21 protein-coding genes are annotated in these 25142 nt (G+C 72.3%); 12 read left to right on the plus strand and 9 right to left on the minus strand.

What is annotated here, in order from left to right:
* Window positions 1-97 precede the first annotated feature (97 nt).
* Together ACIA5C_RS11840 and ACIA5C_RS11845 are read right to left on the minus strand one after the other, a co-directional pair.
* Window positions 98-1057: a hypothetical protein gene (locus ACIA5C_RS11840; protein ID WP_396053474.1), complete on the minus strand. Its 960-nt coding sequence runs from the start codon at window positions 1055-1057 to the stop codon at window positions 98-100.
* Between the two features lie 293 nt (window positions 1058-1350).
* Window positions 1351-1545: a hypothetical protein gene (locus ACIA5C_RS11845; protein ID WP_396053476.1), complete on the minus strand. Its 195-nt coding sequence runs from the start codon at window positions 1543-1545 to the stop codon at window positions 1351-1353.
* 258 nt (window positions 1546-1803) lie between these two features.
* Here ACIA5C_RS11845 and ACIA5C_RS11850 point away from each other — a divergent pair, with 258 nt between their 5' ends.
* On the plus strand, window positions 1804-3438 hold the full coding sequence (locus tag ACIA5C_RS11850; RefSeq protein ID WP_396053478.1) for a CHAT domain-containing protein: 1635 nt from the start codon (window positions 1804-1806) through the stop codon (window positions 3436-3438).
* Between the two features lie 5 nt (window positions 3439-3443).
* On the opposite strand, the gene ACIA5C_RS11855 is transcribed toward ACIA5C_RS11850, so the two are convergent.
* Window positions 3444-4061 (minus strand): NADPH-dependent F420 reductase, encoded by a 618-nt coding sequence (locus tag ACIA5C_RS11855; RefSeq protein WP_396053480.1) that lies wholly within the window; start codon window positions 4059-4061, stop codon window positions 3444-3446.
* Between the two features lie 50 nt (window positions 4062-4111).
* Window positions 4112-5395, minus strand: coding sequence for a polysaccharide lyase family 1 protein (locus ACIA5C_RS11860; protein WP_396053483.1), 1284 nt, complete (start codon window positions 5393-5395; stop codon window positions 4112-4114).
* 300 nt (window positions 5396-5695) lie between these two features.
* Between ACIA5C_RS11860 and ACIA5C_RS11865 the strand changes: the two genes are divergently transcribed.
* Window positions 5696-6094 carry a hypothetical protein gene (locus ACIA5C_RS11865; protein WP_396053485.1) on the plus strand — a complete coding sequence of 133 codons (399 nt, stop codon included), beginning with the start codon at window positions 5696-5698 and terminating at the stop codon, window positions 6092-6094.
* A 30-nt stretch (window positions 6095-6124) separates the two neighbouring features.
* On the opposite strand, the gene ACIA5C_RS11870 is transcribed toward ACIA5C_RS11865, so the two are convergent.
* Entirely contained in the window at window positions 6125-7114 is a 990-nt protein-coding gene (locus ACIA5C_RS11870; protein ID WP_396053487.1) for a pectinesterase family protein, read from the minus strand.
* Between the two features lie 233 nt (window positions 7115-7347).
* On the opposite strand from ACIA5C_RS11870, the gene ACIA5C_RS11875 reads away from it, so the two are divergent.
* Window positions 7348-8130 carry a pectate lyase gene (locus tag ACIA5C_RS11875; protein WP_396053488.1) on the plus strand — a complete coding sequence of 261 codons (783 nt, stop codon included), beginning with the start codon at window positions 7348-7350 and terminating at the stop codon, window positions 8128-8130.
* Here ACIA5C_RS11875 and ACIA5C_RS11880 read toward each other — a convergent pair.
* Complete coding sequence (locus tag ACIA5C_RS11880; RefSeq protein ID WP_396053490.1) at window positions 8124-9128, minus strand: LacI family DNA-binding transcriptional regulator; 1005 nt, start codon at window positions 9126-9128, stop codon at window positions 8124-8126. The two genes, ACIA5C_RS11875 and ACIA5C_RS11880, sit on opposite strands and share 7 nt — an antisense overlap.
* A 124-nt stretch (window positions 9129-9252) precedes the next feature.
* On the opposite strand from ACIA5C_RS11880, the gene ACIA5C_RS11885 reads away from it, so the two are divergent.
* The 6 genes from ACIA5C_RS11885 to ACIA5C_RS11910 all read left to right on the plus strand — a co-directional run bounded on the left by ACIA5C_RS11885 (window position 9253) and on the right by ACIA5C_RS11910 (window position 14573).
* The gene (locus ACIA5C_RS11885; protein WP_396053493.1) at window positions 9253-10404 is read left to right on the plus strand and encodes a Gfo/Idh/MocA family protein; all 1152 of its coding nucleotides are present in this window, start codon (window positions 9253-9255) and stop codon (window positions 10402-10404) included.
* Window positions 10401-11459, plus strand: a complete 1059-nt coding sequence (locus ACIA5C_RS11890; protein ID WP_396053495.1) for a dihydrodipicolinate synthase family protein — start codon at window positions 10401-10403, stop codon at window positions 11457-11459. The genes ACIA5C_RS11885 and ACIA5C_RS11890 overlap by 4 nt, the downstream gene beginning before the upstream one ends.
* Entirely contained in the window at window positions 11456-12241 is a 786-nt protein-coding gene (locus ACIA5C_RS11895; RefSeq protein ID WP_396053497.1) for a sugar phosphate isomerase/epimerase family protein, read from the plus strand. The genes ACIA5C_RS11890 and ACIA5C_RS11895 overlap by 4 nt, the downstream gene beginning before the upstream one ends.
* Entirely contained in the window at window positions 12238-13032 is a 795-nt protein-coding gene (locus tag ACIA5C_RS11900; protein ID WP_396053499.1) for a PmoA family protein, read from the plus strand. The genes ACIA5C_RS11895 and ACIA5C_RS11900 overlap by 4 nt, the downstream gene beginning before the upstream one ends.
* Window positions 13029-13523 (plus strand): copper resistance protein CopC, encoded by a 495-nt coding sequence (locus ACIA5C_RS11905; RefSeq protein WP_396053501.1) that lies wholly within the window; start codon window positions 13029-13031, stop codon window positions 13521-13523. The genes ACIA5C_RS11900 and ACIA5C_RS11905 overlap by 4 nt, the downstream gene beginning before the upstream one ends.
* A 138-nt stretch (window positions 13524-13661) precedes the next feature.
* On the plus strand, window positions 13662-14573 hold the full coding sequence (locus ACIA5C_RS11910) for a GNAT family N-acetyltransferase (RefSeq protein ID WP_396053503.1): 912 nt from the start codon (window positions 13662-13664) through the stop codon (window positions 14571-14573).
* Here ACIA5C_RS11910 and ACIA5C_RS11915 read toward each other — a convergent pair.
* Window positions 14563-15261 (minus strand): alpha/beta fold hydrolase, encoded by a 699-nt coding sequence (locus ACIA5C_RS11915; protein ID WP_396053505.1) that lies wholly within the window; start codon window positions 15259-15261, stop codon window positions 14563-14565. The genes ACIA5C_RS11910 and ACIA5C_RS11915 overlap by 11 nt on opposite strands.
* A gap of 133 nt (window positions 15262-15394) precedes the next feature.
* Between ACIA5C_RS11915 and ACIA5C_RS11920 the strand changes: the two genes are divergently transcribed.
* A complete protein-coding gene (locus tag ACIA5C_RS11920; protein ID WP_396053507.1) occupies window positions 15395-15577 on the plus strand; it encodes a hypothetical protein in 183 nt (60 codons plus the stop codon).
* Here ACIA5C_RS11920 and ACIA5C_RS11925 read toward each other — a convergent pair.
* The gene (locus ACIA5C_RS11925; RefSeq protein WP_396053509.1) at window positions 15554-16222 is read right to left on the minus strand and encodes a DUF4232 domain-containing protein; all 669 of its coding nucleotides are present in this window, start codon (window positions 16220-16222) and stop codon (window positions 15554-15556) included. The genes ACIA5C_RS11920 and ACIA5C_RS11925 overlap by 24 nt on opposite strands.
* A 172-nt stretch (window positions 16223-16394) precedes the next feature.
* Between ACIA5C_RS11925 and ACIA5C_RS11930 the strand changes: the two genes are divergently transcribed.
* Window positions 16395-17780 carry a methionine--tRNA ligase gene (locus tag ACIA5C_RS11930; RefSeq protein ID WP_396053511.1) on the plus strand — a complete coding sequence of 462 codons (1386 nt, stop codon included), beginning with the start codon at window positions 16395-16397 and terminating at the stop codon, window positions 17778-17780.
* Between the two features lie 30 nt (window positions 17781-17810).
* Window positions 17811-24683: an SDR family NAD(P)-dependent oxidoreductase gene (locus tag ACIA5C_RS11935; protein ID WP_396053513.1), complete on the plus strand. Its 6873-nt coding sequence runs from the start codon at window positions 17811-17813 to the stop codon at window positions 24681-24683.
* On the opposite strand, the gene ACIA5C_RS11940 is transcribed toward ACIA5C_RS11935, so the two are convergent.
* Complete coding sequence (locus ACIA5C_RS11940) at window positions 24675-25121, minus strand: MarR family winged helix-turn-helix transcriptional regulator (RefSeq protein WP_396053515.1); 447 nt, start codon at window positions 25119-25121, stop codon at window positions 24675-24677. The genes ACIA5C_RS11935 and ACIA5C_RS11940 overlap by 9 nt on opposite strands.
* Between the last annotated feature and the right edge of the window lie 21 nt (window positions 25122-25142).

The raw sequence follows: 25142 nt of genomic DNA on the forward strand, positions 1-25142 counted from the left end.
TGCGTTCGGCTTGACCGGGCTGCGTTCGGCCTGACTGAAACGCGCTCGGCCTGCCGGTCTGCGTTCGGCCTGGCCGGGCTGCGCTCGGCTTGGCTGGTCAGCGGTGCCAGGCCACGCCGTAGCCGTGGCCCTGGCGGAGGCCGCGGAAGCTGACGCCGACCTCGCCGGCCGCGTCCGGGCCGAGGCGGTCCGGGCCCGGCACGGTGGTGGCCTGGTCCATCTGCCGGGGCGTGACCGCCGCCAGCCGCCACACCTCGGCCGGCGGGTCGGACGGGTCGAAGCGCACCCGGATGCGGCCCTGGTCGCAGGGGTCGAGCGGGACGATCGCGCAGTGGTCGCGGATCGGCTGGCCCGGCGGCACCCGGTAGTGCAGGCAGAACTCGAGTTGTTCGGCCGGCTTCAGGGTGCGGGGGAGTGCGACCGCGAGCCGGTAGTTGCGGCCGTCGGGGCCGCTGTCCACCTCGGTCAGCGTCACCCCGTAGAGGGCGTCGATCACCAGCGGCCGGGCCGGGCCTTCGGCGTCGGGGCGCGGGGGCAGATCGAGGCGGATCGTCAGGCAGTCCAGCGGGCGGTCGGCCTGCACCGTGCGGGTCTCGTACAGCTCCGGGGTCGCCGTGTCGAGCCGGAGCAGGCCGGTGAACTCGCGGACCCGCCAGCCCGAGCCCGGGTCGGCGTCGTCGCGTTCCGGGCCGGGATGGTTCAGTGCGGCCCGGGCGAGCAGGTGCGCGGCCTCGTCCATCCGCCGGCGGGCGGTGCGCCCACTGCAGCGCAGCTCGCGGGCCAGTGTCTCGGCGCGCTGGGTGAGCCGCGAGGCGGGACGGTCGTCGAGAGCCAGCGACCGCTCGGCGGCGACCCGCAGGTCGTCGGGCAGGTCGGCGGCCAGTTCGCCGAGCACCGCCTCGACCCGCCGGCGGGCCACGCCGTCCGGGTCGGCGGGTGTCACTCCGCACAGCCGGCGCAGTTGGGGGCCGAGGCGTTCGGCCGGCCGGGGCTCCCGCAGGCCGCGGCCGCGGCGCAGGCGGACCAGTTCCTGGTACAGATCGTCCTCGAAGGGCATGGGGGGCTCCCGTCGGCCGGCTGTCCTCGAACCACGGTCGCACAGGGACACGGAAGCTTCGGCGGTGTGTGACGAAATCGGTGCCGGGCCGTGCTGTCGGCTTATCGACACCGGTCGGAGGCTTGCGGCCCCGGCCATGACCGCGCGCCAAGATCTTCGGCCGGGAGCCCGCGCTCCTCAATGCCGTCGCCTCGGGTCGAGGCGGGCATCATCGCGGCGGTCTCCGCGGTGCTCGGCATGGTTGTCACCTTCAGCACCGAGGACGGCGCCGAGCGTACGACTGTGGCCGCGAGCTAGCCGAGGATGCGGCGGACGGTCTTCTCGCCGACCGGTTCGGCCTGGATGCGTACGGCCCGGCGCCGCTCGTCGAGCATGTCGGCGAGATCGGTCGGGCCGGCACCGTCGTCGGCGGCGGTGCGCCAGGCGTCGGAGAGTTCGGCGGCGAGCAGGCGGTGCAGGTCGTCGCGCTGCTCCGGGCTGAGGCTCATGAACCCGGTCTGTCTTCGATGATCATCAGCACATTGTGCACGGCGAACCGCATTCCGGCCTCCACCTCGTGGTTTCCGTACTCTGACGGACCGCGAAGGTCATTCCTGCTCGATCAGGTGTGATTCCACGCCGAAAGTCCCCCTGGTTCACTCGTCCCCCGGTACAAACCAGACAAACGGGAGAAAGTTACGCCCGCTGGGGGTGACCTGTCCGTCAGAGGAACCGCAACGGACAGCTGACGGAGGGGGTGCCGTCCGATGGGTGAGCAGGACGAGGTCGCGACACTGCACGCGGCGATCGACGACACCGCCGGTTTGCAGGAACACTTCTGGCGTGCGCTGGCCCGGCCGACCCTCGCCGACGCGGGCGAAGCCGCGCGGGCGGCCGCGGCGGACGCCGACGAACTGGCCCGCGAGCGGCTCGCCCATGGCGACACCGAGGCCGCACTGCGCCTGTTGGAATCGGCGCGCGGGCTCGCCCTCTACGCCGCCACCGAGATCCGGCCCGCCACCCACTACCTGGCCGAGGCCGGCAAGCTCGACCTGGCCCGGCAGTGGCAGGCCGCGGCCGTCGTGCCCGACCCGCACCACCTCCCGGCCTCCCTGCGCCGGGGCGTCCTCGCCACCCTGCTCACCAGCAGCCCGGCCGCCGGGCTGCTGGGCCCGGCCACGGTCGCCGAGATCCAGTCCGCGCTGGCCGCCACCGACGCCGACGCGCTGGTCCACCTGATCCCCGGCCACGCGATCGTCGTCCCGGCCGCCGCCCGGGTCACCCACCTGCCACTGCCCACGCTCACCCCGGCGTCCGACCACATCGAACGGTTCCTGGCCACGCTGGCCCTGCACAACGCGATCGCGTCGGCCCCCGGACGCCCGCGGGCCGAACTGCCCGACGTAGACCTGACCGCCGCGCTGCAAGGGCTGTGCCGCTGGGCGTGGGATGCGGTCGTCGGCCCACTCCTCGATCACCTGTCGGCGTTCCGTTTCCCCGGCGCGGCGCCCCTGCCCCTGCCGGCCCTCGGCGGCAGCCCGGCGCGGCGGCACGTGCCGCGCGTCGTCCTGGTCGCGTCCGGCGACCTTGCCCGGGTGCCCTGGGCAGCGGCCCGGCGCGGCGACGGCGCGTACGCGACCCAGCTGATGGCGATCTCCCAGGCGGTGTCGGCCCGCATGCTGTGCCACAACGCCGCCCTGCCGTCGATGCCTCCGGCATCGACCGGCCTCATCGTCGCCGACCCCGACACCGACGGTCAGGCGCGCGAACTGCCTTCGGCGCGGCTCGAGGCGTACGCGGTCAGCCAGGCCCTGTTCCCCGAAGCCCGCCTCACCGGCCGGCGCCCGGACGGGACCGCCAGCCCGTCCGGCGCCGGCACCCTCGACCAGGTCCGGGCGTGGCTGGCCACCAGCAGCCCGGACGCCGGCACCCTGCTCCACCTGGCGTGCAGCGGCTTCGCGCGGCCGGGCGCCGACGCGTACGCGCTGCTGGCCGGCGGCGAACGTCTGACCGCAACCGAGGTCCTGGCTCTGCGCGGGCACCCGCAGCGACGCCCGATCGACCTGGTGGTGCTGGCGGCCGGGCGCACCGGCCTGTCGGTGACGGGCTACGACGAGGCGTTCGCGCTGGGCGCGGCGTTCCTGGCCGGAGGCGTGCGCTCGGTGCTGTCGACCCGCTGGACCGTCCCGGACGCGGCGGCGCCGGCGCTGCTCTTCATGACCCACCTGCTCCGCCTGCCCGGCCGGCCGGTGTGGTCGGCGCTGCGGGCGGCCCAGCTCTGGATGCTCGACCCCCACCGCGAAATACCGCAATCGATGCCCGCCGACCTGGCCGACGCGGTCCGCCGCACCGATCCGGCGAAGGCGATCGCCTGGGCCGCGGTCACCCACTGGGGCGCTTAGCCTCGCTAGGCGAGGGTGGCCATTGCCTCCGCGAGGGCGTCGGTGGCGTGGAAGACGTCGACCTCGGCGAGCTGGAGGGGGCCGCCGGTCTCGGTCAGGCGGGCGGATTCGGCGCCGCCGGCGTAGACCGGGGCGAAGCCCAGGTCGCGGATGAGCCGGGAGGCGGCCACGCGGGCGTCGCGCAGGTCGGTGCAGACGAATTCGGCGAGCAGCGGGTCGTGGCCTCGGCGGCGGTCGAGGACCCGGGTGGGGAGGGTGTTGAAGGCCTTCACCCAGTGGGCCTCGGGCTCCCAGTGGATCAGGGCCTCCAGGGCGCTCGACTCGCCGGAAGGGAGGCCGCCCAGCGGGTTGGTCGCGTCGATGACGACCTTGCCGGCCAGGTTGCCGCCGGTCAGGTCGATGGCCTCGTGGGCCGACTCCCAGGCCGGGGCGAACACCACGACGTCGGCGAATGCGGCCGCCTCGGCGACCGGCAGCGCCGCACCGTGGCCGCCCAGGCGGTCGACGACCGCACCGAGCCGGTCCGGGTGCCGCGAGGTGACCGCCACGTCGTGTCCGCTGTCCGCGCACCAGCCCGCGAGGGTCGCGCCGAGCTGGCCTGCTCCGATCACGCCGATGTGCATATCGTCAGCGTGCCTGGCCGGGCTCGGCGCGACTGTCGAAATCGCCAAACTCAGTGGCTTCCGCCGAGCAGCGAGACCAGTGCGGGCACGGCCCAGGCCGGTTCGACGTGGGTGCGGGCGGTCGGCGTCCAGCCGGCGTCCGGGATCAGGTCGGGGTCGTGGGCGGCGTTGTACGCGGCCACCAGGTCGACTGGTTTCGCCGGTTCGACCAGCGTTCCGGTCGCGGTGATCGCGGTGCCCTTCCAGTAGTGGATCACGTTGCCCGCGGGGGTCTGTCCCAGCTTGAAGTAGTTGTTCTGCGCGTAGATCGCCGACTGCACGCCCACACCGAGTGAGTACTGATAGTCGGGGCTCGTCGCGATGTAGTAGTTGTCGTAGACGTCCACCTGGCCGAACCGCACCCGCGGCGCCCGCTGCAGCACATTGTCGAACTTGTTGTGGTGCACGGTGACCCGTAGCTTGCCGAGGTCGACGCCGACCGTGTCGGTCGAGCCGATCAGCATCGTCTTGTCGTGGTTCGAGTACGCGTTCCACGACACCGTGACCAGGTCGGACGCCTTGATGATGTCGCTCGCCCCGTCGTGCACCTGATAGGGCCGGCCGAAGAGGAGCGGCTGGTCCGAGTCCGGGTTGTCGCCGTCGTTGAACGTGTTGTGGTCGATCCACACGTTTGTCGCCCCGGTCAGCGACACCAGGTCGTAGAGCGAGTTCCAGTTGCCGGTGTCGCCGTCGGTCGGGTCCCAGGCCGGGAAGCAGTCGGCGGCGTCCGAGAACTGGATGTTGCGCACGATGACGTTGCTGACGCCGGCAAGCAGCAGGCTGCCGTGCGACAGGTGAGCGTGGTTGATGCCGACGATGGTGGTGTTGCTGCCGACGTTGACCTTGACGGTGAGGCCCTGGTTGGCGGCCGACCGCGCGCGGGCGTCCTCGAGCGGGCCGCTCGGCTTGGCGGTGCGACCCCAGACGGCCGGATCGTAGGCGGCCAGGAAGTCGTCGAGGCGGTAGGCCGGGTCGGCGTAGGAGGCGCAGTCGCGGTGGTGGTTGTCCGCGTCGACGCTGAGGTCGATGGCACCGCTCACGAAGACGATCTTCGGGGTGTCGCCGGCGACGGCCGCGACCAGTTCGGCCCGGTTGTGGGCGACGGTGACGTGCGCGGCGTCGGCTTTCGAGCCGCCGGTCGTGCCGGCGCCGGTCGAGGCCCAGCCGTCGTTCGCCGGTACGGCTTGGCGGGCATATCTGAGGTCCGCCGGTGAAAAGGCCGGGTGCGCGGCACCGGCAAGACCGGCGAGGGTCAGGGTCGCCGCGGCGGCGACGGCCAGGGAGCGTACGGGCATGAGCGGACTCCTCCGAGGAAAGCGCTTGCCTGGCGACCGTCGCACGCGCCGGGCAGACAGTCAATGACTTCGATGAAGCAGGAAATTTGCAGTCCGGCACGTCAAAGGCGCGGCATCGTCCGACCGGCGGCGGCCCGGCGGTGGTCGTTTGCCGAATAAGTGCCCGAACGAGTTACCGCTGTCTTATCGCGAATGCGGAATGGGGATTAATAGCGCATCTTTCCGTCGCTCATGATCGTTGAGCGGGCTGGACGATTCAGCATGATTGTCGTCGAATCATCGAGTGAGAAGAGTTTCAGTATGTCGTCAACGTTGTTCAAGACTGTCTTCGCCGGTGCCGTCGCGGCCGGTGCGCTGCTCCTGCCGGTTTCCGCTGCCCAGGCCGCGGATAAGCACCACCCGTGCGACGGGCCCGGCTTCGGTGGCCACGGCCTTTTCTCCGACGACTTCGGTTTCCGCAATGACGGAATCGGTTTCTGGAACGACGGTTTCAGTCCCTGGGACCGCGGTATCGGCTTCCGCCACCACCCCCGGCACCACGACACCACGGTCATCGTCGTGACCGTCCCCCAGAAGCACCAGAAGCACCACCACAAGCCCTCCACCCCGGCCGCTCCCACCGGTAACGCGGCCGGCGCGGGCTACACGAAGCCCGGGGCGGCGGCCGCCGGTAACGGCGGTTACCGCAAGGGCGCCTGACAACGGCTGGTGGCTGGGCGCCCCGAGGTCTCAGGGCGTCCAGTCACCCAGGAATGCGGCCGGGACGTAGGAACGGGCCTGGTCCGGTGTCAACTGTGGCCGGTCCGGTGTGATCAGCGCGCCCGGCCCGTAGTTCCGGTATTCGAAGAACCGGGCGTCCTCCCACGGCCAGTCCCCGAAGTCGCTCCACGCGACCGGACCGATGTGGGCGCCGATCGCGGACTCGCGGATGACGGTCTGGCCGACGGCGTTCGGATCGTTGCCCGGGTGCCAGGGCCGGCCCAGGAAGACGCTTCCGGGCGGTGCGTCGGTGGTGAAAGCGCACCGGGTGAACAGGAAGCCGTGCGGATTGCTGAGGTCGGTGCTGGGTGCCGTCACGTACCCGGCGGGGGTCGACGCCCGGTCGAGTGAGTGAATCCGGCAGCGGTCGAAGACCGCCGTGCCTCTTCCGAAAATGAAATCGACGTCGCCTTCGACATAGCAATCCCGGAAGTAGGACCGCGCGATCACCGCGGCGGCACTGCTGTTGACGTAAAGCGTGTCCTGATTGCCCAGGAAACGCACTCGGCGGAACGAAACTCGATCGGCCCTGGTCAATACGGCCACCGCCTGCCGAGACGGGATCTCCGGGTGGGCGGCCTCGTCGAAAAGATTAGCGAACGTCAGATTGGACACCGCGAAGCCCGGTCCGTCGATGGTCACCGAAGCGCTCCCGGTGGTGCCCCAGGTGCCGGAACCGTCCGGCTTCTCAGTTCCGTTGGCCCGGTCGTCGGCGATCACCACGTCGGCCGGGCGGCGGCCCAGCCCGATCAGCCGTACGCCGGATTTCGCCGCCGGCACGATGACCTGACCTCGGTAGACACCCGGCCGCACCACGATGGTCCCGCCGGGCGGCACCGCGTCGATCGCCGCCTGCACGGTCGGAAAGTCGCCGTTCGCCGCGACGACGAGCGGGCGCCGGGGGTACGCGACGGCGATGCCCGCCCCGGCGGCGAGTCCCAGGAAGCGACGGCGGTGCATGGCGACTCCTCGAGGGCAGGAAAGGCCTTTCCTGCCGGACGGTAAGCCGGTCGTCGACCCGCGTCAAGTCACGGAGCGTAGCCGCCGCGCGAACCTCCTGCGTAGACCCTTGATCTGCAAATATCCGCAGTGGAAAACGCATTCCTAGGACACCAAGACACTTGCGTTCATCGATGTCTTAGCTATGCTCGCCCCTCAACGGCTCCACTATGGGTAACCGAAGGGTGGAAGGCATGCGAAGAATTCGGCGGATCTCGATCGCCGCGGCGGTCGTCACCGCGGTCGGCGCGGCGACCCTGCTGCTCGGCCAGAGCGCGAACGCCACGACCGTACCGGGCAACACCGGCTCGATCGCGCTCGGCGCGACCCAGGTCGTCTCGGGCACGTTCGACGGCGGCATGAAGCGCTACTACGGCACCGGCAACCTCGGCAGCGGCGGGCAGGACGAGGGTCAGGACCCGCTGTTCGACCTGCCCAACGGCGGCACCCTCAAGAACGTCATCCTGGGCAGCCCGGCCGCCGACGGCGTCCACTGCGAGGCCACCTGCACACTGCAGAACGTCTGGTGGGAGGACGTCGGCGAGGACGCGGCGACCTTCAAGCCGAAGTCGGCCTCGGCCACGATGACGGTCAGCGGCGGCGGCGCGCTGCACGCCAGCGACAAGGTGTTCCAGCACAACGGCGTCGGCGGCACGTTCGTCATCGACGGCTTCCAGGTGCAGGACTTCGGCAAGCTCTACCGGTCGTGCGGCAACTGCTCGACCCAGGGCAAGCGCAACGTGGTGATCCGCAACGTGACCGCGACCTACAAGGGCAGCGCGCTCGCCGGCATCAACACCAACTACGGCGACACCGCGACGTTCAGCAACGTCACGATCATCGGCGACAGCAGCAAGAAGATCACGGTCTGCCAGAAGTACATCGGCAACAGCACCGGGGCCGAGCCACCGAAGAACGGCTCAGGTGCTGACGGTACGTACTGCAAGTACAGCAGCTCCGACATCCACTATCAGTGATCCAGAGGCCAGGTGCTCTCTCGCTGGATGAGCTCGGCGTCGACCCTCTCCGTCCTCGGGTCGGCGCCGGGTTCGCCGAGTGCGAGCTCCATGGCCCGTGAGCCCATCTCGGTCAGCGGCAGCCGGACCGAGGTGAGGGATGGCGTCACATCGCGGGCGATCGGCATGTCGTCGAAGCCGACGACGGCCACCTTCCGGCCGGACGACCGCAGTGTCGCGAGCGCGCCGACCGCCATCGAGTCGTTGAGCGCGATGATGGCGGTCAGCGGGGGATGCGCGGCGATCAGGTCGGAGGCGGCCGCGAAACCGCCGTCCCGGGTGAAGTCGGCGTGCACGACGCGCTGCTTCGGCAGCTTGCGCTTGTGGTGCCGGGTGGCCCGCCGCAACCCGTCGAGCCGGTCGGCGGTCGTGGTCAGCCCGGCCGGCCCGGCGATCACGCCGATCTCGGTGTGGCCCAGCGAGTAGAGGTGGTCGGCGGCGAGAAAGCCGCCCTGCTCGTTGTCCGGAAGCACCGCGTCGCCGGTGCGGCCGTGCCGGCCGACCACCGCGATGCGTCCGCCGGCCGCCTCGTAGGCCCGCATGCGGGCGTCGAGCCGGCCGGACGCGTCCTCGTCGAGGTAGCCCGAGCCGGCCACCACGATGGCGGCGACCTGGTGGGCGTGGAGCAGTTCGAGGTATTCGAGCTCGCGCTCGGGCTCGCGGAAGCTGTTGCAGATGATCACGAGCCGGCCGTTGGCGCTGGCCACCCGCTGCAGGCCACGGGTGATCTCGGCGAAGTAGGGGTCGGAGACGTCGTGCACGATCACGCCGACCGCGCTGCGGTGCGAGCGCGCCAGCATCTGGGCGTGGGCGTTCGGCACGTACTGCAGTTCGGCGACCGCCGCGAGCACGCGTTCGCGCAGGGTGTCGGCGACCGGTTTGCTGCTGCCGTTGATGATCCGGGATGCGGTCGCGGTGGAGACGCCGGCTCGGCGCGCGACGTCCGCCAGGGTGGCCATGCCCCGCAGGATACCGGCGCGGGTCTTGTGCGCCGGACGACACGCCTCTAGGTTCTAGGAAAGCGCTTACCTCACGGTTTGTGGGGATCGGTCTCGTGGGGACCGAGGTCAGGGAGGAACACAGATGAGCCGGACGACGATCGGGATCGTGCTCAACGGCGTCACCGGGCGGATGGGCTTGCGCCAGCATCTGATCCGCTCGGTGCTCGCCATCCGGCAGGCCGGCGGCCTGCCGCTCGCCGACGGCTCGACCCTCTGGCCCGAGCCGGTGCTGGTCGGCCGCAGCGAGGCCAAGCTGCGGACCATCGCCGAGGAACACGGCCTCACCGACTTCACGACCGACCTGCCGGCCGCGCTGGCCCGGCCGGACGTGCAGATCTACTTCGACGCCCAGGTCACGTCGGCCCGCGACAAGGCGCTGCGGATGGCGATCGATGCGGGTAAACACATCTATACCGAGAAGCCGGTCGCCGAGACCCTGGACAACGCGGTCGAGCTGGCCCGCCTGGCCGACGCGGCCGGCATCAAACACGGTGTGGTGCAGGACAAGCTCTATCTGCCCGGGCTCCGCAAGCTCGCCCGGCTGGTCCGGGGCGGCTTTTTCGGCCGCATTCTTTCGGTGCGCGGTGAGTTCGGTTACTGGGTCTTCGAGGGAGACTGGCAGTCGGCGCAACGACCCTCGTGGAACTATCGGGCGGCCGACGGCGGCGGCATCACGCTCGACATGTTCCCGCACTGGCACTACGTGCTCGAGCAGATCTTCGGGCCGGTGCGCGCGGTGACCGCGCTCTCGACCACCCACATCGACAAGCGGTGGGACGAGGACGGGCAGCCCTACGACGCGACCGCCGACGACGCGGCGTACGGGTTGTTCGAGCTCGACGGCGGCGTCGTCGCCCAGATCAACTCGTCCTGGGCGGTCCGGGTCAACCGCGACGAACTGGTCGAGTTCCAGGTCGACGGCACGCTCGGCAGCGCGGTCGCGGGCCTGCACCACTGCCGCCTCCAGCCGCGCGCTGCCACCCCCAAGCCGGTGTGGAACCCGGACGAGCCCACCACCCAGCGGTTCCGCGAGCAGTGGCAGGAGGTGCCCGACAACGAGGTGTTCATCAACGGATTCCGGGCCCAGTGGGAGCAGTTCCTGCGCTACGTGGCCGAGGACGCGCCCTACACCGGTGACCTCTGGGCCGGTGCTCGCGGCGTACAGGTCGCGGAGCTGGGGCTGCAGTCCTCGCGCGAGGGCCGCCGCCTGGAGATCCCGGAGCTGACTCGATGAGCTTCACGTCGCGCATCGCGTACGCGGCCGTGCCGGTGACCGCCGACCCGCGGGCGGAAAACGTGCCCGGCGCCCCGGCCGCCCTCGACTGGGAGGCGACCCTGGCCTTCCGGCGGCATCTGTGGTCGCTCGGGTTCGGGGTCGCCGAGGCGATGGACACCGCCCAGCGCGGCGCCGGCCTCGACTATGCGGCCACCCGTGAGCTGATCCGGCGCAGCGCGGCCGAGGCCCGGTCGGCCGGCGGGCAGATCGTGGCCGGCGTCGGCACCGACCAGCTGCCGCCCGGGCCGGCGTCGCTCGGCGACATCCGGAAGGCGTACGCCGAGCAGCTGGAAGATGTGCAGCAGGCCGGCGCCGCGCCGGTTCTGATGTGCAGCCGCCATCTGGCGGCGGCCGCGCGCGGCCCCGAGGACTACCGGCAGGTCTACGGCGAGCTGATCGAACGGGCCGACGGCAAGGTGCTCCTGCACTGGCTGGGTGAGGCGTTCGACCCCGCGCTGGCCGGTTATTGGGGCACCGACGAGACGGTCGAGGAGATCATCGCCGCGCATGCCGACCGCATCGACGGCATCAAGATGTCGCTGCTCGACGACGCCCGGGAGGTCGCTCTGCGGCGCCGCCTGCCCGCCGGCGTGCGGATGTACACCGGTGACGACTTCAACTATCCGTCGCTCATCAAGGGCGATGGATCCGGGCATTCGGATGCCCTGCTCGGCGTGCTGGCGACGATCGCTCAGCCGGCCTCGCTCGCCCTGCGCGCGCTCGACCGGGGCGATGTGGACGAATACGACCGCATTCTCGCCCCGACCGTCCCCTTGGCGAGACATCTCTTTTCCGCCCCCACCTATTACTACAAGACCGGCATCGTCTTCCTGAACTGGCTGGCCGGGCACCAGGACCATTTCGTGATGGTCGGCGGCCTGCAGTCCGGGCGTTCCCCGGCCCATCTGGCCGAGCTCATCGATCTGGCTCGCGCGGCCGGCGTGCTGGGCGAAACCGATCGGACGGCGGCCCGCATCCAAGCCTGGAAAACGACCGTGGGATGGAACCGATGAAATTTTCCCTCAACCAGGCCACGACGAAATACTGGCCGATGGAAGATCTGGCGCGCGGGCTCCTCGACGCCGGAGTCGGCGCGGTCGGGTTGTGGCGCGAGGATGTCACCGCGTACGGCCTGGAGCGCACCGCATCGCTGATGCGGGAGTCCGGTCTGGTGGTCTCGTCGCTCTGCCGCGGCGGGTTCTTCCATCGACCGGATTGGCTCGACGACAACCGGCGGGCGATCGACGAGGCGGCCGCACTCGGCACCGACACGCTGGTGCTGGTCAGCGGCGGCCTGCCGGACGGGAGCCGCGATATCGACGGTGCCCGGCGGCACGTCGGTGAGGCGATCGGGCAACTGGTCGACCACGCGCTGGGTTCCGGGGTGCGACTGGCCATCGAACCGCTGCACCCGATGTTCTGCAGTGACCGCTGCGTCGTCGCCACGCTGGGTCAGGCGCTCGCGCTGGCCGCTGCCTACCCCGCGTCGGCGGTCGGCGTCTGCGTCGACACCTACCACCTGTGGTGGGACGACACGGTCTGGCAGCAGTTGCGGGCTCACCCGGACCGGATCGCCGCATTCCAGCTGGCCGACTGGATCACGCCGCTGCCGGCGGGGGTGCTCACCGGCCGTGGGCTCCCCGGGACCGGCTGCGTCGACCTCGCCCGCTTCGCGCGCGCGGTCACCGACGCCGGTTACACCGGGTGGACCGAGGTCGAGGTCTTCAACGACGAGGTGTGGGCCCGGCCGGGCGCCGAGGTCCTCGCCGACGTGATCAAGGGGTTGCCCTCGTGAGAACGCTGCGGGTAGGGGACGTGCAGGTGGCGACCTATGTGACCGATCCGCCGCTCGACATCCGGCTCGCGCCCCGGCCCTATCTGCATCCGGTCCGCACGCTGGGCGGCCGGGTCGTGACCGATGCGCTCTGCTTCGACCATCCGTGGCATCTCGGGGCGTCACTGACAATGTCCGACGTCAATGGCTACAACCTCTGGGGCGGGCGCACCTTCGTGCGCGACCAGGGCTACGTCTGGCTGTCCGATCACGGGCGCATCCGGCACCATTGCTGGCTGCCGTCACTGAACGGCATTGCCGAGTCGCTCAGCTGGTGCGACGCGGAGGGCAAGGACCTGCTGCGCGAGCAGCGGACGATCACGGCCACTGCCGCGCCGCACGGTTGGTCGCTCGGATTTTCGTACGCGCTCGCGACGCCCCGGGAAACTACTGTCGCTCTTGGCTCCCCGGCGACTCACGGCCGCACCGGGGGAGCGGGATACGGCGGTTTCTTCTGGCGGTTCCCGGCCGGTCGCGCCACGGCCTTCACCGCCTCCTCCGGCGATCCCAACGGCAGCGCCGAACCGTGGGTCGCTATGACGGTCGACGATGCCTACACGCTGGTATTCCAGGGATTGCGGGACGCCGACCGGTGGTTTGTCCGCACTTCCGAGTACGCCGGGGTGTGCGCGGCGCTCGCCTATTCGCAGCCGTTGATCGTCGAACCCGATGCTCCGATCAATCGCGACATAACGGTCCTGGTCGCGGACGGTGTGCTCTCGCCCGACCAGGTCAATAGCATGATGCGGTGACTCGGAGGATTCTCGCCCTGCTGGCCGTCGTCGTCGCGTTGCTCGTTGTCGGCGCCGCGCCCGCCCTGGCCGACTTCCACCTCGTGAACAGCGTGCCGGCGGCCGGCTCGACCGTGCTCGAGACCCCCGGCGAAGTGAAGATCATCTTTGATCAACCGGTCAACGACGTGGCCAGTTCGGTGCAGGTCACATCGTCCGGCAGCGTCTACAACGACGGCGTCGTGACGGTCGAGGGCGGGAATACGCTGGTGCAGCCGGTCCGGCGGCTGTCGTCCGGCAACTACTCGGTCAGCTGGACCGCGGCGTCCGGCCCCGGCGCCCCGTCGACCTCGGGGAAGTTCGGCTTCACCGTCTCGGCACCGGCCGATCGCTCGGCCGGCACCGGCCAGTGGATCGTCGTCGGCGTGCTGGCGGTGATCGTCGCCGCCCTCGGCTCCACCCTGATCCGGCGACGGCTCGACCGGCGCAACGCCGCCACCCCTCGTAAATAGGTTGCGGCCGTTCTGCCGGAGCTGATCTCCTGTGCCCTTCCGACTCGGTGAAAGGAGGACCGCGATGTCTGCCATGCTGACCGCGCCCGTGTCCTCCTCCGATTTCGAGGCACGGCGCACTCTCTCCTAGGAGAAGCTGTGACCCTTGTCGTTCGCCCGATCAGCGGGCCCGACGAGATCGACCTGTTCAACCGCCTGCCCTACGTTCTCAACGACCAGGTGGCCGCCGACCTGGCCGCCGGCCGACGCCGTACGTCCTGGTTGTGGGTCGCCCTCCGCGGTGACCGGCCGGTGGCCCGCGCCGGCTGGTGGGCCCGTGCCGGCGACGAGCACCCGCTCCTGATGGACATCTTCGACGTCGACGGCTCACCGTCCGACGGTCTCGCCCTGCTCGCCGAAGCGTTGCCCGCGATGACCGGCCCGGGCGCGCTCGCGCCGCCGGAGTTCCTCCGTTTCGTTCCCGCCGAGGGCCCGTTCACCGGCCCGTGGCGGACCGTTCTCCAGGAGTCCGGCGCCCGCCTCCTGGTCGAGCGGCGCCGCCTCCAGTGGCACCCGGGTACGCCGGTGCCGGCACCCACCGGCCGCCTCGAGTTCCGTCCCGCAACCAGCTCGGAGGAGCTCATCGACCTGATGACGCTCGTCCTCGACGGCACCCTCGACGCGCACAGCCAGGCCGACCTCCGGCGGCTGAGCCCGCGCGCGACGGCGGAAGAGCAATATCGCGACGAGCTGGTCCGCTACCCGAGCCCGCGCGAGTGGTGGCGGATCGCCGGTCTGCCGTCCGGTGAACCGGTCGGCTTCGTGATTCCGGCCCGCAACGACTACAACGCCGTCATCGCCTACATCGGCGTCGTTCCGGCCCACCGCGGCCACGGCTACATCGACGACATCCTGGCCGAGGGCACCCGCATTCTGGCCGCCGAGGGTGTCCCGCGCATCCGTGCCAACACCGACGTCGGCAACTTCCCGATGGAGGCCGCCTTCGCGCGCGCCGGCTACGAGACCTACCAGCGCCAGATCGACCTGACCTGGCCGGCCGCTACGGCGTAACGATCTCGATGAGCAGCTGAGCCAGCTCGCGCGGCCGGGAAAACATCGGCCAGTGGCCGGTCTCGAGCTCGGCCAGGCGCCACCTGTCACCGGTGAGCAGTTCGGCGACGTCGTCACCGGGTTCGGGGTCACCGAGCACACATTTGACGTACGTCGCCGGAAGCTCGCCGAGCGGCCGGGCCAGCGCGGCGGGCTCGGTGAGCGACGCGCCCGGGTGGGGCGTCGAGCCGTCGACCAGGCGGGCGATCTGCTCGTCGGTGAGACCGTGGCCATCGAAATGGGCCGCTCCCACGAGCGGCCAGAACCCGCCGTTCTCGGCGATCGACGCCGTCACCTCGGCCCCGCCGTCGGGCCACATCGAGGCGAACGACTCGCCGTCGGCCGGAACGGCGGAGTCGAGGAACACCACCCGGGTCAGCCGGTCGCCGATCCGCTCGGCGGCCTGACCGACCGGGATGCCCGCGTAGCTGTGCCCGACCAGCACGACGTCGCGCAGATCGCGGCGCTCGACCTCGGTGACGATGTCCTGCACGTGGGTCTGCTGCCCGGCCGGCACGCCACGCTTGTCGGCCAGACCGGACAGGGTCAGCGGGTAGGCGCCGTGGCCGGCGGCCCGCAGGTGCGGCACCACGTCGTCCCACGCCCACGCCCCGAGCCGGGCCCCGGCGACCAGCACGAATTCCGCCATCGTCATACCGTAACGTCGCCCGGATGGCAGACCTCACCGAGGACGGCACTTCGTTGTCATCTCCGCGCGGCGGCGGCGAGCCACCGACCCGGACATCCCGCCGGAGGCCGCGGCGGAGCTCCGCCGGGCGCTGATGGCCGCCCGCCGGGACGTCGGGGCCGCGCTGCGGGCGGGCGACGACACGGCGGCCGCCCGCGCCCGGGTGCAGGCGGCGAAGGTTGCGGTCGGTGAGCGGGGCACTCCCTGGTGGGAGCAGACGCCTCAGGAGCGCCGCGAGCGCTGGGAAAAGGGCCTAGAGGATCGGCGAGGGGACTGACGGCTGGGTGCTGGCCGGCGGGGCCGCGGGCGTGGTTTGCGAGGTCTTCCGGGAGATCCGCCACGGGCTAACGCCGAGGCGGCCGGTGCTGCCCAGGTCGACCGGGCCGTCCGGGGTCAGGATCACCGACGGCCGGCCGGCGGCCGGCGCCATCTTCAGGTAGGGCGCATTGACCGGCGGATGACGGATGTCGTCGTAGGTGCTGCGCCAGACCACCACACATTCCGCCTGCTGGCCCGGCTTGAGCGTGACCGGGTGGGGCGGCCCGCTCCAGTCCGGGATCGACCCCGTGATGTCCGTGACGCCGTGCAGCACCTTGACGGTCACCGGACGGTGGTCCTTGCCGAGCGCTTGGACGGCCGGGTAGCCGTTCACCCGGTAGGTCTCATGACCGCAGTTGACCAGGGTGACGCCGAGCGCTCGCAGGCCCATCGCCCCGTCGGTCCCGCCGGACTGCAGCAGCACGCCCTCGGGCGGGCAGGTGGGCGGCGGCGTCTGTGCCGGGGTGGTCGGCGGCTCGGCCGGGTGGGCGGACGGAAACGTCGGCAGCGGTGGCAGCCCGCCGCCGCTGTAGCCGTCCGATCCGGGGGAGGCGCAACCGGCGATCAGGGCCACAGCCAGCGCGGCGGCAACTAGACGTCTCACCGGCACGATCATGCCGCAGCGGCGCAAAACGGTTCGACCCGGCGAAGCGCCGATGTCACGATGGCGCCATGACGACCGTTCGCATGATGCACCCCGACCCGGGGTTCTGACGCGACCATGCCCCGCTGACCGCGGGGCATTCCCTCTCCGCGGGGCGGGCGGAGGAGGGAACATGTCCGGCTTCTATGTCACGACCGCCATTCCGTACGTCAATGCCCCGCCCCATCTCGGCCATGCACTCGAGTTGGTGCAGGCCGACGTGCTGGCGCGGCATCGCCGCCGGCGCGGCGGCGCCGTGCGGTTCCTGACCGGCACCGACGACAACGCGTTCAAGAACGTCACCGCAGCCCGGGCGGTCGGCGTGCCGACCGAGGACTTCGTGGCCGCCAACGCGGCCCGCTTCGCGGCTCTGCGCGGGCCGCTCGGTCTGTCGTTCGACGACTTCCTCTCCACCAGCACCGATCCGCGGCACGCCGCGGGGGTCCGTCGTCTGTGGCGGGAGTGCGCGCACGACTTCTACCGCCGTCGCTACGACGGTCTCTACTGCAACGGCTGCGAGCGGTTCCTGGACGGCGATTCCTGCCCCGAACACCCGGAGCCGCCCACGCCGGTCGCCGAGGACAACTGGTTCTTCCGCCTCTCCCACTACCGGGACCGCCTGCTGGAAGCGCTCGAATCCGGCGAGCTCGACATCGTGCCCGCCGCCCGTCGCAACGAGGTGCTCGCGTTCGTGCGGGCCGGGCTGGACGACATCAGCGTGTCGCGCCCGGCCACCCGCGCCGGCGGCTGGGGCATCCCGGTGCCGGGCGACGAGTCCCAGGTCGTCTACGTCTGGTGGGACGCGCTGGCCAACTACGTGACCGCTCTCGGCTTCGGCCCGGACTACCGGCGCTGGTGGGCCGGGGCGGAGCGGGTCCACGTGATCGGCAAGGGCATCGTCCGCTTCCACGCCGTCCACTGGCCGGCCCTGCTGCTGTCCGCGGGCCGTCCCCTGCCCACCCGGCTCGTCGTCCACGACTACCTGACCGTCGACGGCGCCAAGATCTCGAAGTCGGCCGGTACGGCCGTCGACCCGGCGGATCTCGTCGCCCGCTTCGGCACCGACGCCGTCCGCTGGTGGCTCCTGCGCGAACCGGCGGCGACCACCACCACCGACTTCACCGTCGACCGGCTCCGGCGCCGGGCCGACCAGGACCTGGCCAACGGCCTCGGCAACCTGGTCCACCGGATCGTCCGGCTCCGCGCCGATCCGGCCGCCGAGGCCGGCACAGATCTGGCCGCCGACCTGCCCGGCCGCATCGACGACGCGCTGTCCGCGTTCGACTTCCGCGGCGCCACCGAGGCAGTCATCGAGGTCGTCGACCGGGTCAACCGGTTCATCGAGGCGGAACGGCCCTGGAAACTGGCCCGCACCGACCCGGTACTGGCCACCCTGCTCGGCACCGCCCGAACCGTCGCCGCCGAACTCGAGCCGTTCCTCCCGGACGGTTCCGCCCGCCTGCGGGAACAACTTAGCGACGGCGCCACGCCCGCACCGGCGTTCCCCCGCCTCGAGTGACGGTTTGCGGCGCTCTGGCATCGTGTGGCGGTGCTCGAGACCATCGCGGAACTGCTCGCCCGTCATGCCGCCGAGCGGCCGGACCACATCGCGTACACCTGCGGTGATCGCACGATCACGTTCGCCGGGCTGGACGCGCGGACGCGGCGGTTCGCGGCCGGCCTGGCCGCCCTCGGCCTGCAACGGGGCGAGCGGGTCCTGATCTGCCTGCCCGCCGGCATCGATGCGGTCGTCGCCGTGCTCGGCACCGTGCGGGCGGCCGGCGTCGGCGTCCCCGTCGACCCGCGCTCGTCGACCGCCGAACTGGCCGGGCTCGTCGACGACTGCGCGCCGCGACTGATGGTGGCCGACCTACCCCGGCGCGACGGCGGCCGCACGCCGGACGAGGTCCTCGCCGCGGCCGGTGACGGGGTCGCCCGCGACGACCTCGGGCCGGACGAGGAGGCGTGGATCCACTACACCTCCGGCAGCACCGGCCGGCCCAAGGGCGTGATCTCGACCCAGGGCGCCTGGCTGGGCATGGCGCGCGCGGCTCTGGTCGAACACCTCGGGTTCACGGCGGACGACCGGCTGCTGTGGCCGCTGCCGCTCTTCCACGCGCTGGGGCACGCCCGGTGCGTGCTGGCCGTCCCGCTCACCGGGGCCAGCGCGACGATCCTCGACCACCCCTCCGACGACGAGCTGATCGCCGCCCTTCAGACGACCCGGCCGACCGTCTTCACCGGGGTGCCGGCCGTCTACCACCGCCTGCTGAGCGCGCTCGGCGGCCGCCGCCTGCACGGACCGGACCTGCGGATGTGTGTCACCGGCGGCGCGCCCTGCCCGCAGCGGCTGCGCGAGGCGGTGCGCAGCCTGCTCGGCGCGCCGCTGGTCAACAGCTACGGCAGCACCGAGACCTGCGGCGCGATCGCGATGGAACATCCGGCGGCCGAGCCGGTCGCGGACGGCTCGGTCGGGCGGGTGATCCGCGATCTCCGCATCGTCGACCCGGCCACCGGCGACCCGCTGCCGCCGGGCGGCGAGGGCGAGGTCGTGGTCGACGGCCCCTGGCTCATGAACGGATATCTGGGCCACCCCGAGCGGACCGGGCCCTATCGGACCGGCGACCTCGGCCGGCTCGAGGGCGACCAGCTGGTGCTGACCGGCCGTGTCCGTGACCTGATCATCCGCGGCGGCGCCAACGTGCACCCGGCCGAGATCGAGAAGGTGCTGCTGGAGCTGCCCGAGGTCGCCGACGCCGCGGTCGCGGGGCGGCCGCATCACCGGCTCGGCCAGGTCGCGGTCGCCTACGTGGTGCCGGCCCGGCCCGGGGCGGACGCCGCCACCCTGCTGGCCGCGGTCCGGCGGCGGATGTCCGCGGCGAAGGCGCCCGACGACCTCGTGCTGGTCGACGCGCTTCCGCGTACGCCGTCCGGCAAGGTGAAACGCGACGAGCTGGCGGCGGTCCGCGAGCCGGACGACCCGGTGGTCATCGTCGCGATGGCCTGCCGCTACCCGGGCGGCGTCGCCTCGCCCGAAGACCTGTGGTCGCTGGTCACCGACGAGGTCGACGCGATCACCCCGCTCCCGCAGGACCGGGGCTGGAAACCGGACCTCTACGACCCCGACCCGGACCGGGCCGGCCACTCCTACGTCCGCGACGGCGGCTTCCTCGACGACGTGACCGGCTTCGACCCGGCTCCGTTCGGCATCGGGCCGGCCGAGGCCGTGGCGATGGACCCGCAGCAGCGGCTGCTCCTGGAAACGTCGTGGGAGCTGTGGGAACGCGCCGGCATCGACCCGGGCACGCTGCGCGGCAGCGACACCGGCACGTACGTCGGCCTGATGTACCGCGATTACGCCGGTCAGGCGGAGAACCCGTCGGCCGAGCTGGAGAGCCACCTCGGCCTCGGCTCGGCGGGCAGCGTCGCCTCCGGCCGGATCGCCTACACGTACGGGCTCACCGGTCCCGCCGTCACGGTCGACACCGCCTGCTCCTCGTCGCTGGTCGCGATGCACTGGGCCGCGCGGGCGCTGCGGACCGGCGAATGTGGTCTCGCCATCGCCGGCGGCGTCACGGTGATGTCGGCGCCGGGGCCGTTCGTCGCCTTCAGCCGCCTGCGCGGGCTGGCCCCGGACGGCCGGGTCAAGGCGTTCTCGAACGATGCCGACGGCACCAGCTGGGCCGAGGGCGCCGGACTCCTCCTGCTCGAGCGTCTGTCCGACGCCCGCCGCAACGGCCACCCGGTGCTGGCCGTGCTGCGGGGTTCCGCGGTCGGCTCGGACGGCGCCTCGAACGGCCTGGCCGCCCCGCACGGGCCGGCCCAGCAGCGCGTGATCCGGGCCGCGCTGGCCGATGCCGGCCTGAGCCCGTCCGATGTGGACGCGGTCGAGGCACATGGCACCGGCACACCGCTGGGTGACCCGATCGAGGCGCAGGCGCTGCTGGCGACCTACGGACGGGACCGGCCGGCCGGGCAGCCGCTGTGGCTGGGCACGGTCAAGTCCAACATCGGGCACACGCAGGCCGCGGCGGGCGCCGCCGGTGTCATCAAGATGGTCGAGGCGTTGCGGCACGGCCGGTTGCCGCGCACGCTGCACGTCGCGCAGACCAACGCGTACGTCGACTGGACCGCGGGCGACGTCCGCGTCCTGACCGAGGGCCGGCCGTGGCCGGAAACCGGGCGCCCCGCGCGCGTGGGCATCTCGTCGTTCGGCATCTCGGGCACCAACGCGCACGTCATCCTCGAGCAGGCGCCGCCTCTCGAGCCGTCTGCACCGCCGGAACACGCCGGACTGCTGCTGCTGTCGGCGGCCGACGAGAGCGCCCTGCGCAACCGGGCCGCGCAGCTCCTGGGCCACGGGGCCGCGGAGGCGATCAGCGTCAGCCGGGCCGCGCAACGACACCGGGCCGCGGTGGCGGGTGGGCCGGACGCCCTGGCCGCGCTGGCCGCCGGCCGCGCCCATCCCGCAGTGATGACCGGTGACGGCCGCCCGGCGGGCCCGGTCGCCTTCCTCTTCCCGGGGCAGGGCGCCCAGCGCGCGGACATGCGCGATCGGCTGCCGCACGACACCTTCCGCCGGGCGTACGACGAGGTGATGGCCGCCCTCGGCGATCCGGTGCCGGTGGGCGCCGACATCAACCGCACCGAGTACGCCCAGCCGCTCCTGTTCGCGTACGGCGTGGCGGCCGCCCGGCTGCTGGAATCGTGGGGGATCCGGCCGGACGTGCTGGCCGGGCACTCGATCGGCGAGTTGGCGGCCGCGCACGTCGCCGGCATCCTCACGCTGCAGGACGCCGCCAAGCTGGTGACCGCCCGGGCCCGCCTGATGGGGTCGCTGCCGCCCGGCGGCGTCATGGCGTCGGTCGACGCGACCGAACAGGAGCTGCGCCCGCTGCTGCGTCCGGGCGTCGAGATCGCCGCGGTCAACGGTCCGCGCTCGGTGGTCCTCTCCGGCGACCGGGACGCCGTCGCCGCGCTCGCCGGGCGCTACCGCCACACGATGCTGCGGGTCAGCCACGCCTTCCACTCGGCGCACATGGACCCGATCCGGGCGGATTTCGAGAAGGTGGCGGCCGAGGTCACCTATCACCCTTCCGCTGTCGCGGTGGTCAGCACCCGTACGGGACGACCGGCGGCCGGCGACGACCTGCGCTCGGCTTCCTACTGGGTCGATCAGTTGCGCTTCGAGGTGCGCTTTGCTGACGCCGTACGGGAACTGCCGCCGCTCGTCGTCGAGCTCGGACCCGTACCGACGCTGGCACCGCAGGTGCCGCAAGGCGCCGTCCTCGCGTCGGCGGAGGGTGCCGCCGCGCTCTGGGCCCGCGGCGTGGACGTCGACCGCGTCGCGCTGCTCGGCCGCCCCGATCCGCGGGTCGCCGCGACGTTGCCGACCTATCCGTTCACCCGTCGCCGCTACTGGCTCGACGGCAGTGCCGCCCGGCGCCCCGCGGCCCTGCTCGAGACGATGATGACGGTGCCCGGAACCGGCCGTCGCGTGGCCACCGCGCGCCTCTCGCCGTCCGGGCAGCCGTGGCTGGCCGATCACACGATCGGCGGCGAGACGCTGGTGCCCGGCGTGCTGTTCGCTTCGCTGGCGGCCTCGTTCGGCCGGTGGGCCGGCGTCCCGGCGGTCGCCGAGCTGGTGATCGACCATCCGCTGGTTCTTGATTCGTCCGATGTGGACCTGCAGCTGGTTCTCGATGCCGGGCACGCCTTGACGGTCTATGCGCTCCGCGGCGACCAGTGGGTTCCGCACGCCGGTGGCCGCTGCGCCCCGGCGCCCGCCGGGCCGTCTCCATGGGACTGGGCGGCTTCGTGGCCACCGGAGGGCGCCTCGCCGGCCGACCTGCGCGGCTTCTACGACGGCACCGGCTACGGTCCCGCCTTCCGTGGCGTGACCGCCGCCTGGCGCCGCGGATCGGACGAGGTCTTCGCCGAGGTCCGGCTGCCCTCGGGCGTGGAGCGCGGCCCGTCGCTCCATCCCGCCCTGCTCGACGCCGCGCTGCACCCGGCCCGGCTGCTCGGCCGGGGCGGTGACCCCTCGCGGGTGCCGTTCGTGTGGTCCGGCATCCGGCTGCACGGCACCGCGACGGAGGCCCGGGTTCGCATCCGCGAGCTCGGCCCCGACCGCATCGAGGTGCAGGTGGCCGCGGCCGACGGGCAGCCGCTGTTCTCGGTCGACGAACTGGTCCTGCGGGCGTTGCCGAGGGCGCTGTACCGGGTGTCGGTCGCGCCGGTGACGCCGCCGGCCGCCGGTCCGGTGCCGCTCGTGCTGGACGCCCTGTCGTCCGAGCCGGAATCCCCGGCGGCGGCCCGCGACCAGTTCTGGGCCGTGGCCTCGCAGCTCCGCGAGCAGCTGGCCGGCACCGAGCGGGTCGTGGTCACCACCGGCTCGGCGCTGGTGGCCGGCCTGGTGCGGGTCGCCGCCGCCGAATATCCCGGCCAGGTCGCGCTCGTCGAGCTGGACGGCACCGACGCTTCCCGGGAGGCGCTGCCGGCGGCGATCCGGGCCGCCGCCGGCGAACCGGAGATCCGCGTCGTCGCGGGCGTGCCCGGCATTCCCCGCCTGGTCCGCGCGGACGTCGAGGCGGGCCGCGCCGCCGGTTTCGGGGACGGGACCGTGCTGATCACGGGCGGCACCGGCGCTCTGGGGCGGCTGCTGGCCCGCCATTTGGTCGCCGCGCACGGCGTGCGCCATCTGCTGCTCGTCTCCCGGTCCGGCGGCTCGCCGGAACTGCAGGAGGAGCTGAGCCCGGCGGTGACGACGATCCGTGCCGCCGACGTCAGCGACCGCGAGCAGGTCGCCGCGCTCATCGCGGCGGCCGACCCGCCGGTGACCGCGGTCGTGCACACGGCCGGAGTGATCGACGACGGGCCGATCGCCACCCTGACCCGCGACCGTGCCGACAAGGTGTTGCGCCCGAAGGTCGATGCGGCCTGGCACCTGCACGAGCTGACCGGCGATCTGGCGGCCTTCGTGCTCTGCTCGTCGGCGTCGGGCGTGCTCGGCAAGCCGGGGCAGAGCGCGTACGCGGCCGGCAACGCCTACCTCGACGACCTGGCCCGGCGGCGGCGGGCGGCCGGCCAGCCGGCGCTCTCGCTGGCCTGGGGGCCGCTGGAGCTGGACGGTGGCATGCCGTCGTCCGGCGGGAAGCTGCGCCCGATGACACCGGGCGAGGTGACCGCCGCGTTCGACGAGGCACTGCGCAGCGACGAGCCGGTGCTCGCGCCGGTCGTCTTCGAACGGCCGGCCGAGGCGGCCGCCCCGCCCCGCAGTTCCCGCCCTGCTCCGACCGCGGTCGGTCTGGGAGAGCTGCGGGGTGCGGAGTTGGTGACCGCGCTCGAGACGTTGCTCCGCGACGAGGTGGCCGCCGAGCTGGGGCACGCCGGTCCTTCGATGGTCGACGTGCGGACCGCTTTCACCGACCAGGGCCTCGACTCGGTGAGCTCGATCCAGTTACGGACCCGGCTGGTCGCGGCGACCGGTGTCGCCATGCCACCCACCGTCGTCTTCGACCACCCGACGCCGGCCGCCCTGGCCCGCTGGATCGCCGACCGCCTGACTTCGGCCCCTTCGCCGGCTCCGATTCCTTCGCCAGCTCCTTCGCCGGTTGCGGACCCTGAACCGGCGGACACTCTTGCGGACATGTTCTCGGCGATCGCCGCTTCCGGGCAGTCCGGCCTGGCGGTCAATCTCCTGGCGACCGCCTCGGCGATGCCGATCGAGCGGCGGCAGCGCCCCACCGTCCGGCCGGTCGCGCTCACCACGAATCCGGACGGGCCGCTGCTCGTCTGCCTGCCGTCGTTGAGCCCGGCCGGGGCGGCCGAGTTCCTCGGCTTCGCCCGGGCGGCCCGGGAGGCGGTCACGGTGCTGCCGCTGCCGGGTTTCGACGTACGGCCGCGTACGCCCGCTTCGCTCGCCGAACTCATCGACCACCTCGCCGAGGCCGCCGAAGCGGCCGCCGGCGACCGGCCGTTCGTGCTGGTCGGCCGGTCGAGCGGCGGCCTGCTGGCGCACGCGGTGGCGGAACGCCTGCAGGACCGTGCCCCGGCCGGGCTGATCCTGCTCGACACCTACGAGCGTGACCTGAGCCGGCTGAGCGAGGACTGGATCGCGGCTCTGATCATCACCGGGCTCGGGCGGCTGCAGGGGCATCTCGACCCAGCGGCCCGGCGCGACGCCCTGCTGACGGTCGGCAGCTATCTGCGTCTTTTCCGCGGGTGGCGGCCGGGCCCGGTCAAGACGCCGAGCCTGCTGATCGCCGCCGGCCGCCCGGTCGCCGGGATGCCCGACGACAGCTGGCGAGCCTCCCGCGAGGTCCCGCATGACCGCGTCGAGGTGCCGGGAGACCACTTCACCATGCTCGACGAGGACGTCGCGGAGACCGCGGCCGCCGTCAGTCGCTGGCTGTCAGCGTAGGTCGGCGCGGCCGACCATCTGCTCGCTCCAGGCCCGGATCGCCGCGGCCTGCTGGGGGGTGAGCGAGTCGAGAAAGTGGCGGCGGATGTTGTCGCCGTGCCCGCGGACGGCCTTCTGCACCGTGCGGCGCCCTTCCTCGGTCAGGCCGACCGTGGTGCGGCGGTCGCCGGGGCCGCCCTCCGGCCGCCCGACCAGGCCGCGGTTCTCCATCCGGGTCAGCAGGTGCGAGACGCGGCTCTTCTCCCAGTCCAGCGATTCGGCGATCTCGCCGACGCGCAGGTCGCGGCCGGGCGCCCGGTGCAGTGTCATCAGGACGCTGAACTCGGCCTTGGAGATGCCGAAGTCGCGCTGCAGGCCTCGGTCGAGCTCGTGGGCGAGCAGCCGCTGGGCGCGCATCCAGGTGTCCCAGAACTCCCACTCCCCGGGTTCCAGCGCCATGGCCGACAGCATACCGGCATG

It is taken from the genome of Actinoplanes sp. NPDC051343, assembly GCF_044455125.1.
In the GTDB taxonomy this organism is placed as follows: Bacteria; Actinomycetota; Actinomycetes; order Mycobacteriales; family Micromonosporaceae; genus Actinoplanes.

Coding starts and splice junctions, on each gene's coding strand:
- ACIA5C_RS11940 (WP_396053515.1), bottom strand. CDS start 25,121: ATGGCGCTGGAACCCGGGGAGTGGGAGTTCTGGGACACCTGGATGCGC.
- ACIA5C_RS11860 (WP_396053483.1), bottom strand. CDS start 5,395: ATGCCCGTACGCTCCCTGGCCGTCGCCGCCGCGGCGACCCTGACCCTC.
- ACIA5C_RS11885 (WP_396053493.1), top strand. CDS start 9,253: ATGAGCCGGACGACGATCGGGATCGTGCTCAACGGCGTCACCGGGCGG.
- ACIA5C_RS11915 (WP_396053505.1), bottom strand. CDS start 15,261: ATGGCGGAATTCGTGCTGGTCGCCGGGGCCCGGCTCGGGGCGTGGGCG.
- ACIA5C_RS11845 (WP_396053476.1), bottom strand. CDS start 1,545: ATGAGCCTCAGCCCGGAGCAGCGCGACGACCTGCACCGCCTGCTCGCC.
- ACIA5C_RS11840 (WP_396053474.1), bottom strand. CDS start 1,057: ATGCCCTTCGAGGACGATCTGTACCAGGAACTGGTCCGCCTGCGCCGC.
- ACIA5C_RS11930 (WP_396053511.1), top strand. CDS start 16,395: ATGTCCGGCTTCTATGTCACGACCGCCATTCCGTACGTCAATGCCCCG.
- ACIA5C_RS11870 (WP_396053487.1), bottom strand. CDS start 7,114: ATGCACCGCCGTCGCTTCCTGGGACTCGCCGCCGGGGCGGGCATCGCC.
- ACIA5C_RS11895 (WP_396053497.1), top strand. CDS start 11,456: ATGAAATTTTCCCTCAACCAGGCCACGACGAAATACTGGCCGATGGAA.
- ACIA5C_RS11865 (WP_396053485.1), top strand. CDS start 5,696: ATGTCGTCAACGTTGTTCAAGACTGTCTTCGCCGGTGCCGTCGCGGCC.
- ACIA5C_RS11890 (WP_396053495.1), top strand. CDS start 10,401: ATGAGCTTCACGTCGCGCATCGCGTACGCGGCCGTGCCGGTGACCGCC.
- ACIA5C_RS11850 (WP_396053478.1), top strand. CDS start 1,804: ATGGGTGAGCAGGACGAGGTCGCGACACTGCACGCGGCGATCGACGAC.
- ACIA5C_RS11920 (WP_396053507.1), top strand. CDS start 15,395: ATGGCCGCCCGCCGGGACGTCGGGGCCGCGCTGCGGGCGGGCGACGAC.
- ACIA5C_RS11855 (WP_396053480.1), bottom strand. CDS start 4,061: ATGCACATCGGCGTGATCGGAGCAGGCCAGCTCGGCGCGACCCTCGCG.
- ACIA5C_RS11875 (WP_396053488.1), top strand. CDS start 7,348: ATGCGAAGAATTCGGCGGATCTCGATCGCCGCGGCGGTCGTCACCGCG.
- ACIA5C_RS11880 (WP_396053490.1), bottom strand. CDS start 9,128: ATGGCCACCCTGGCGGACGTCGCGCGCCGAGCCGGCGTCTCCACCGCG.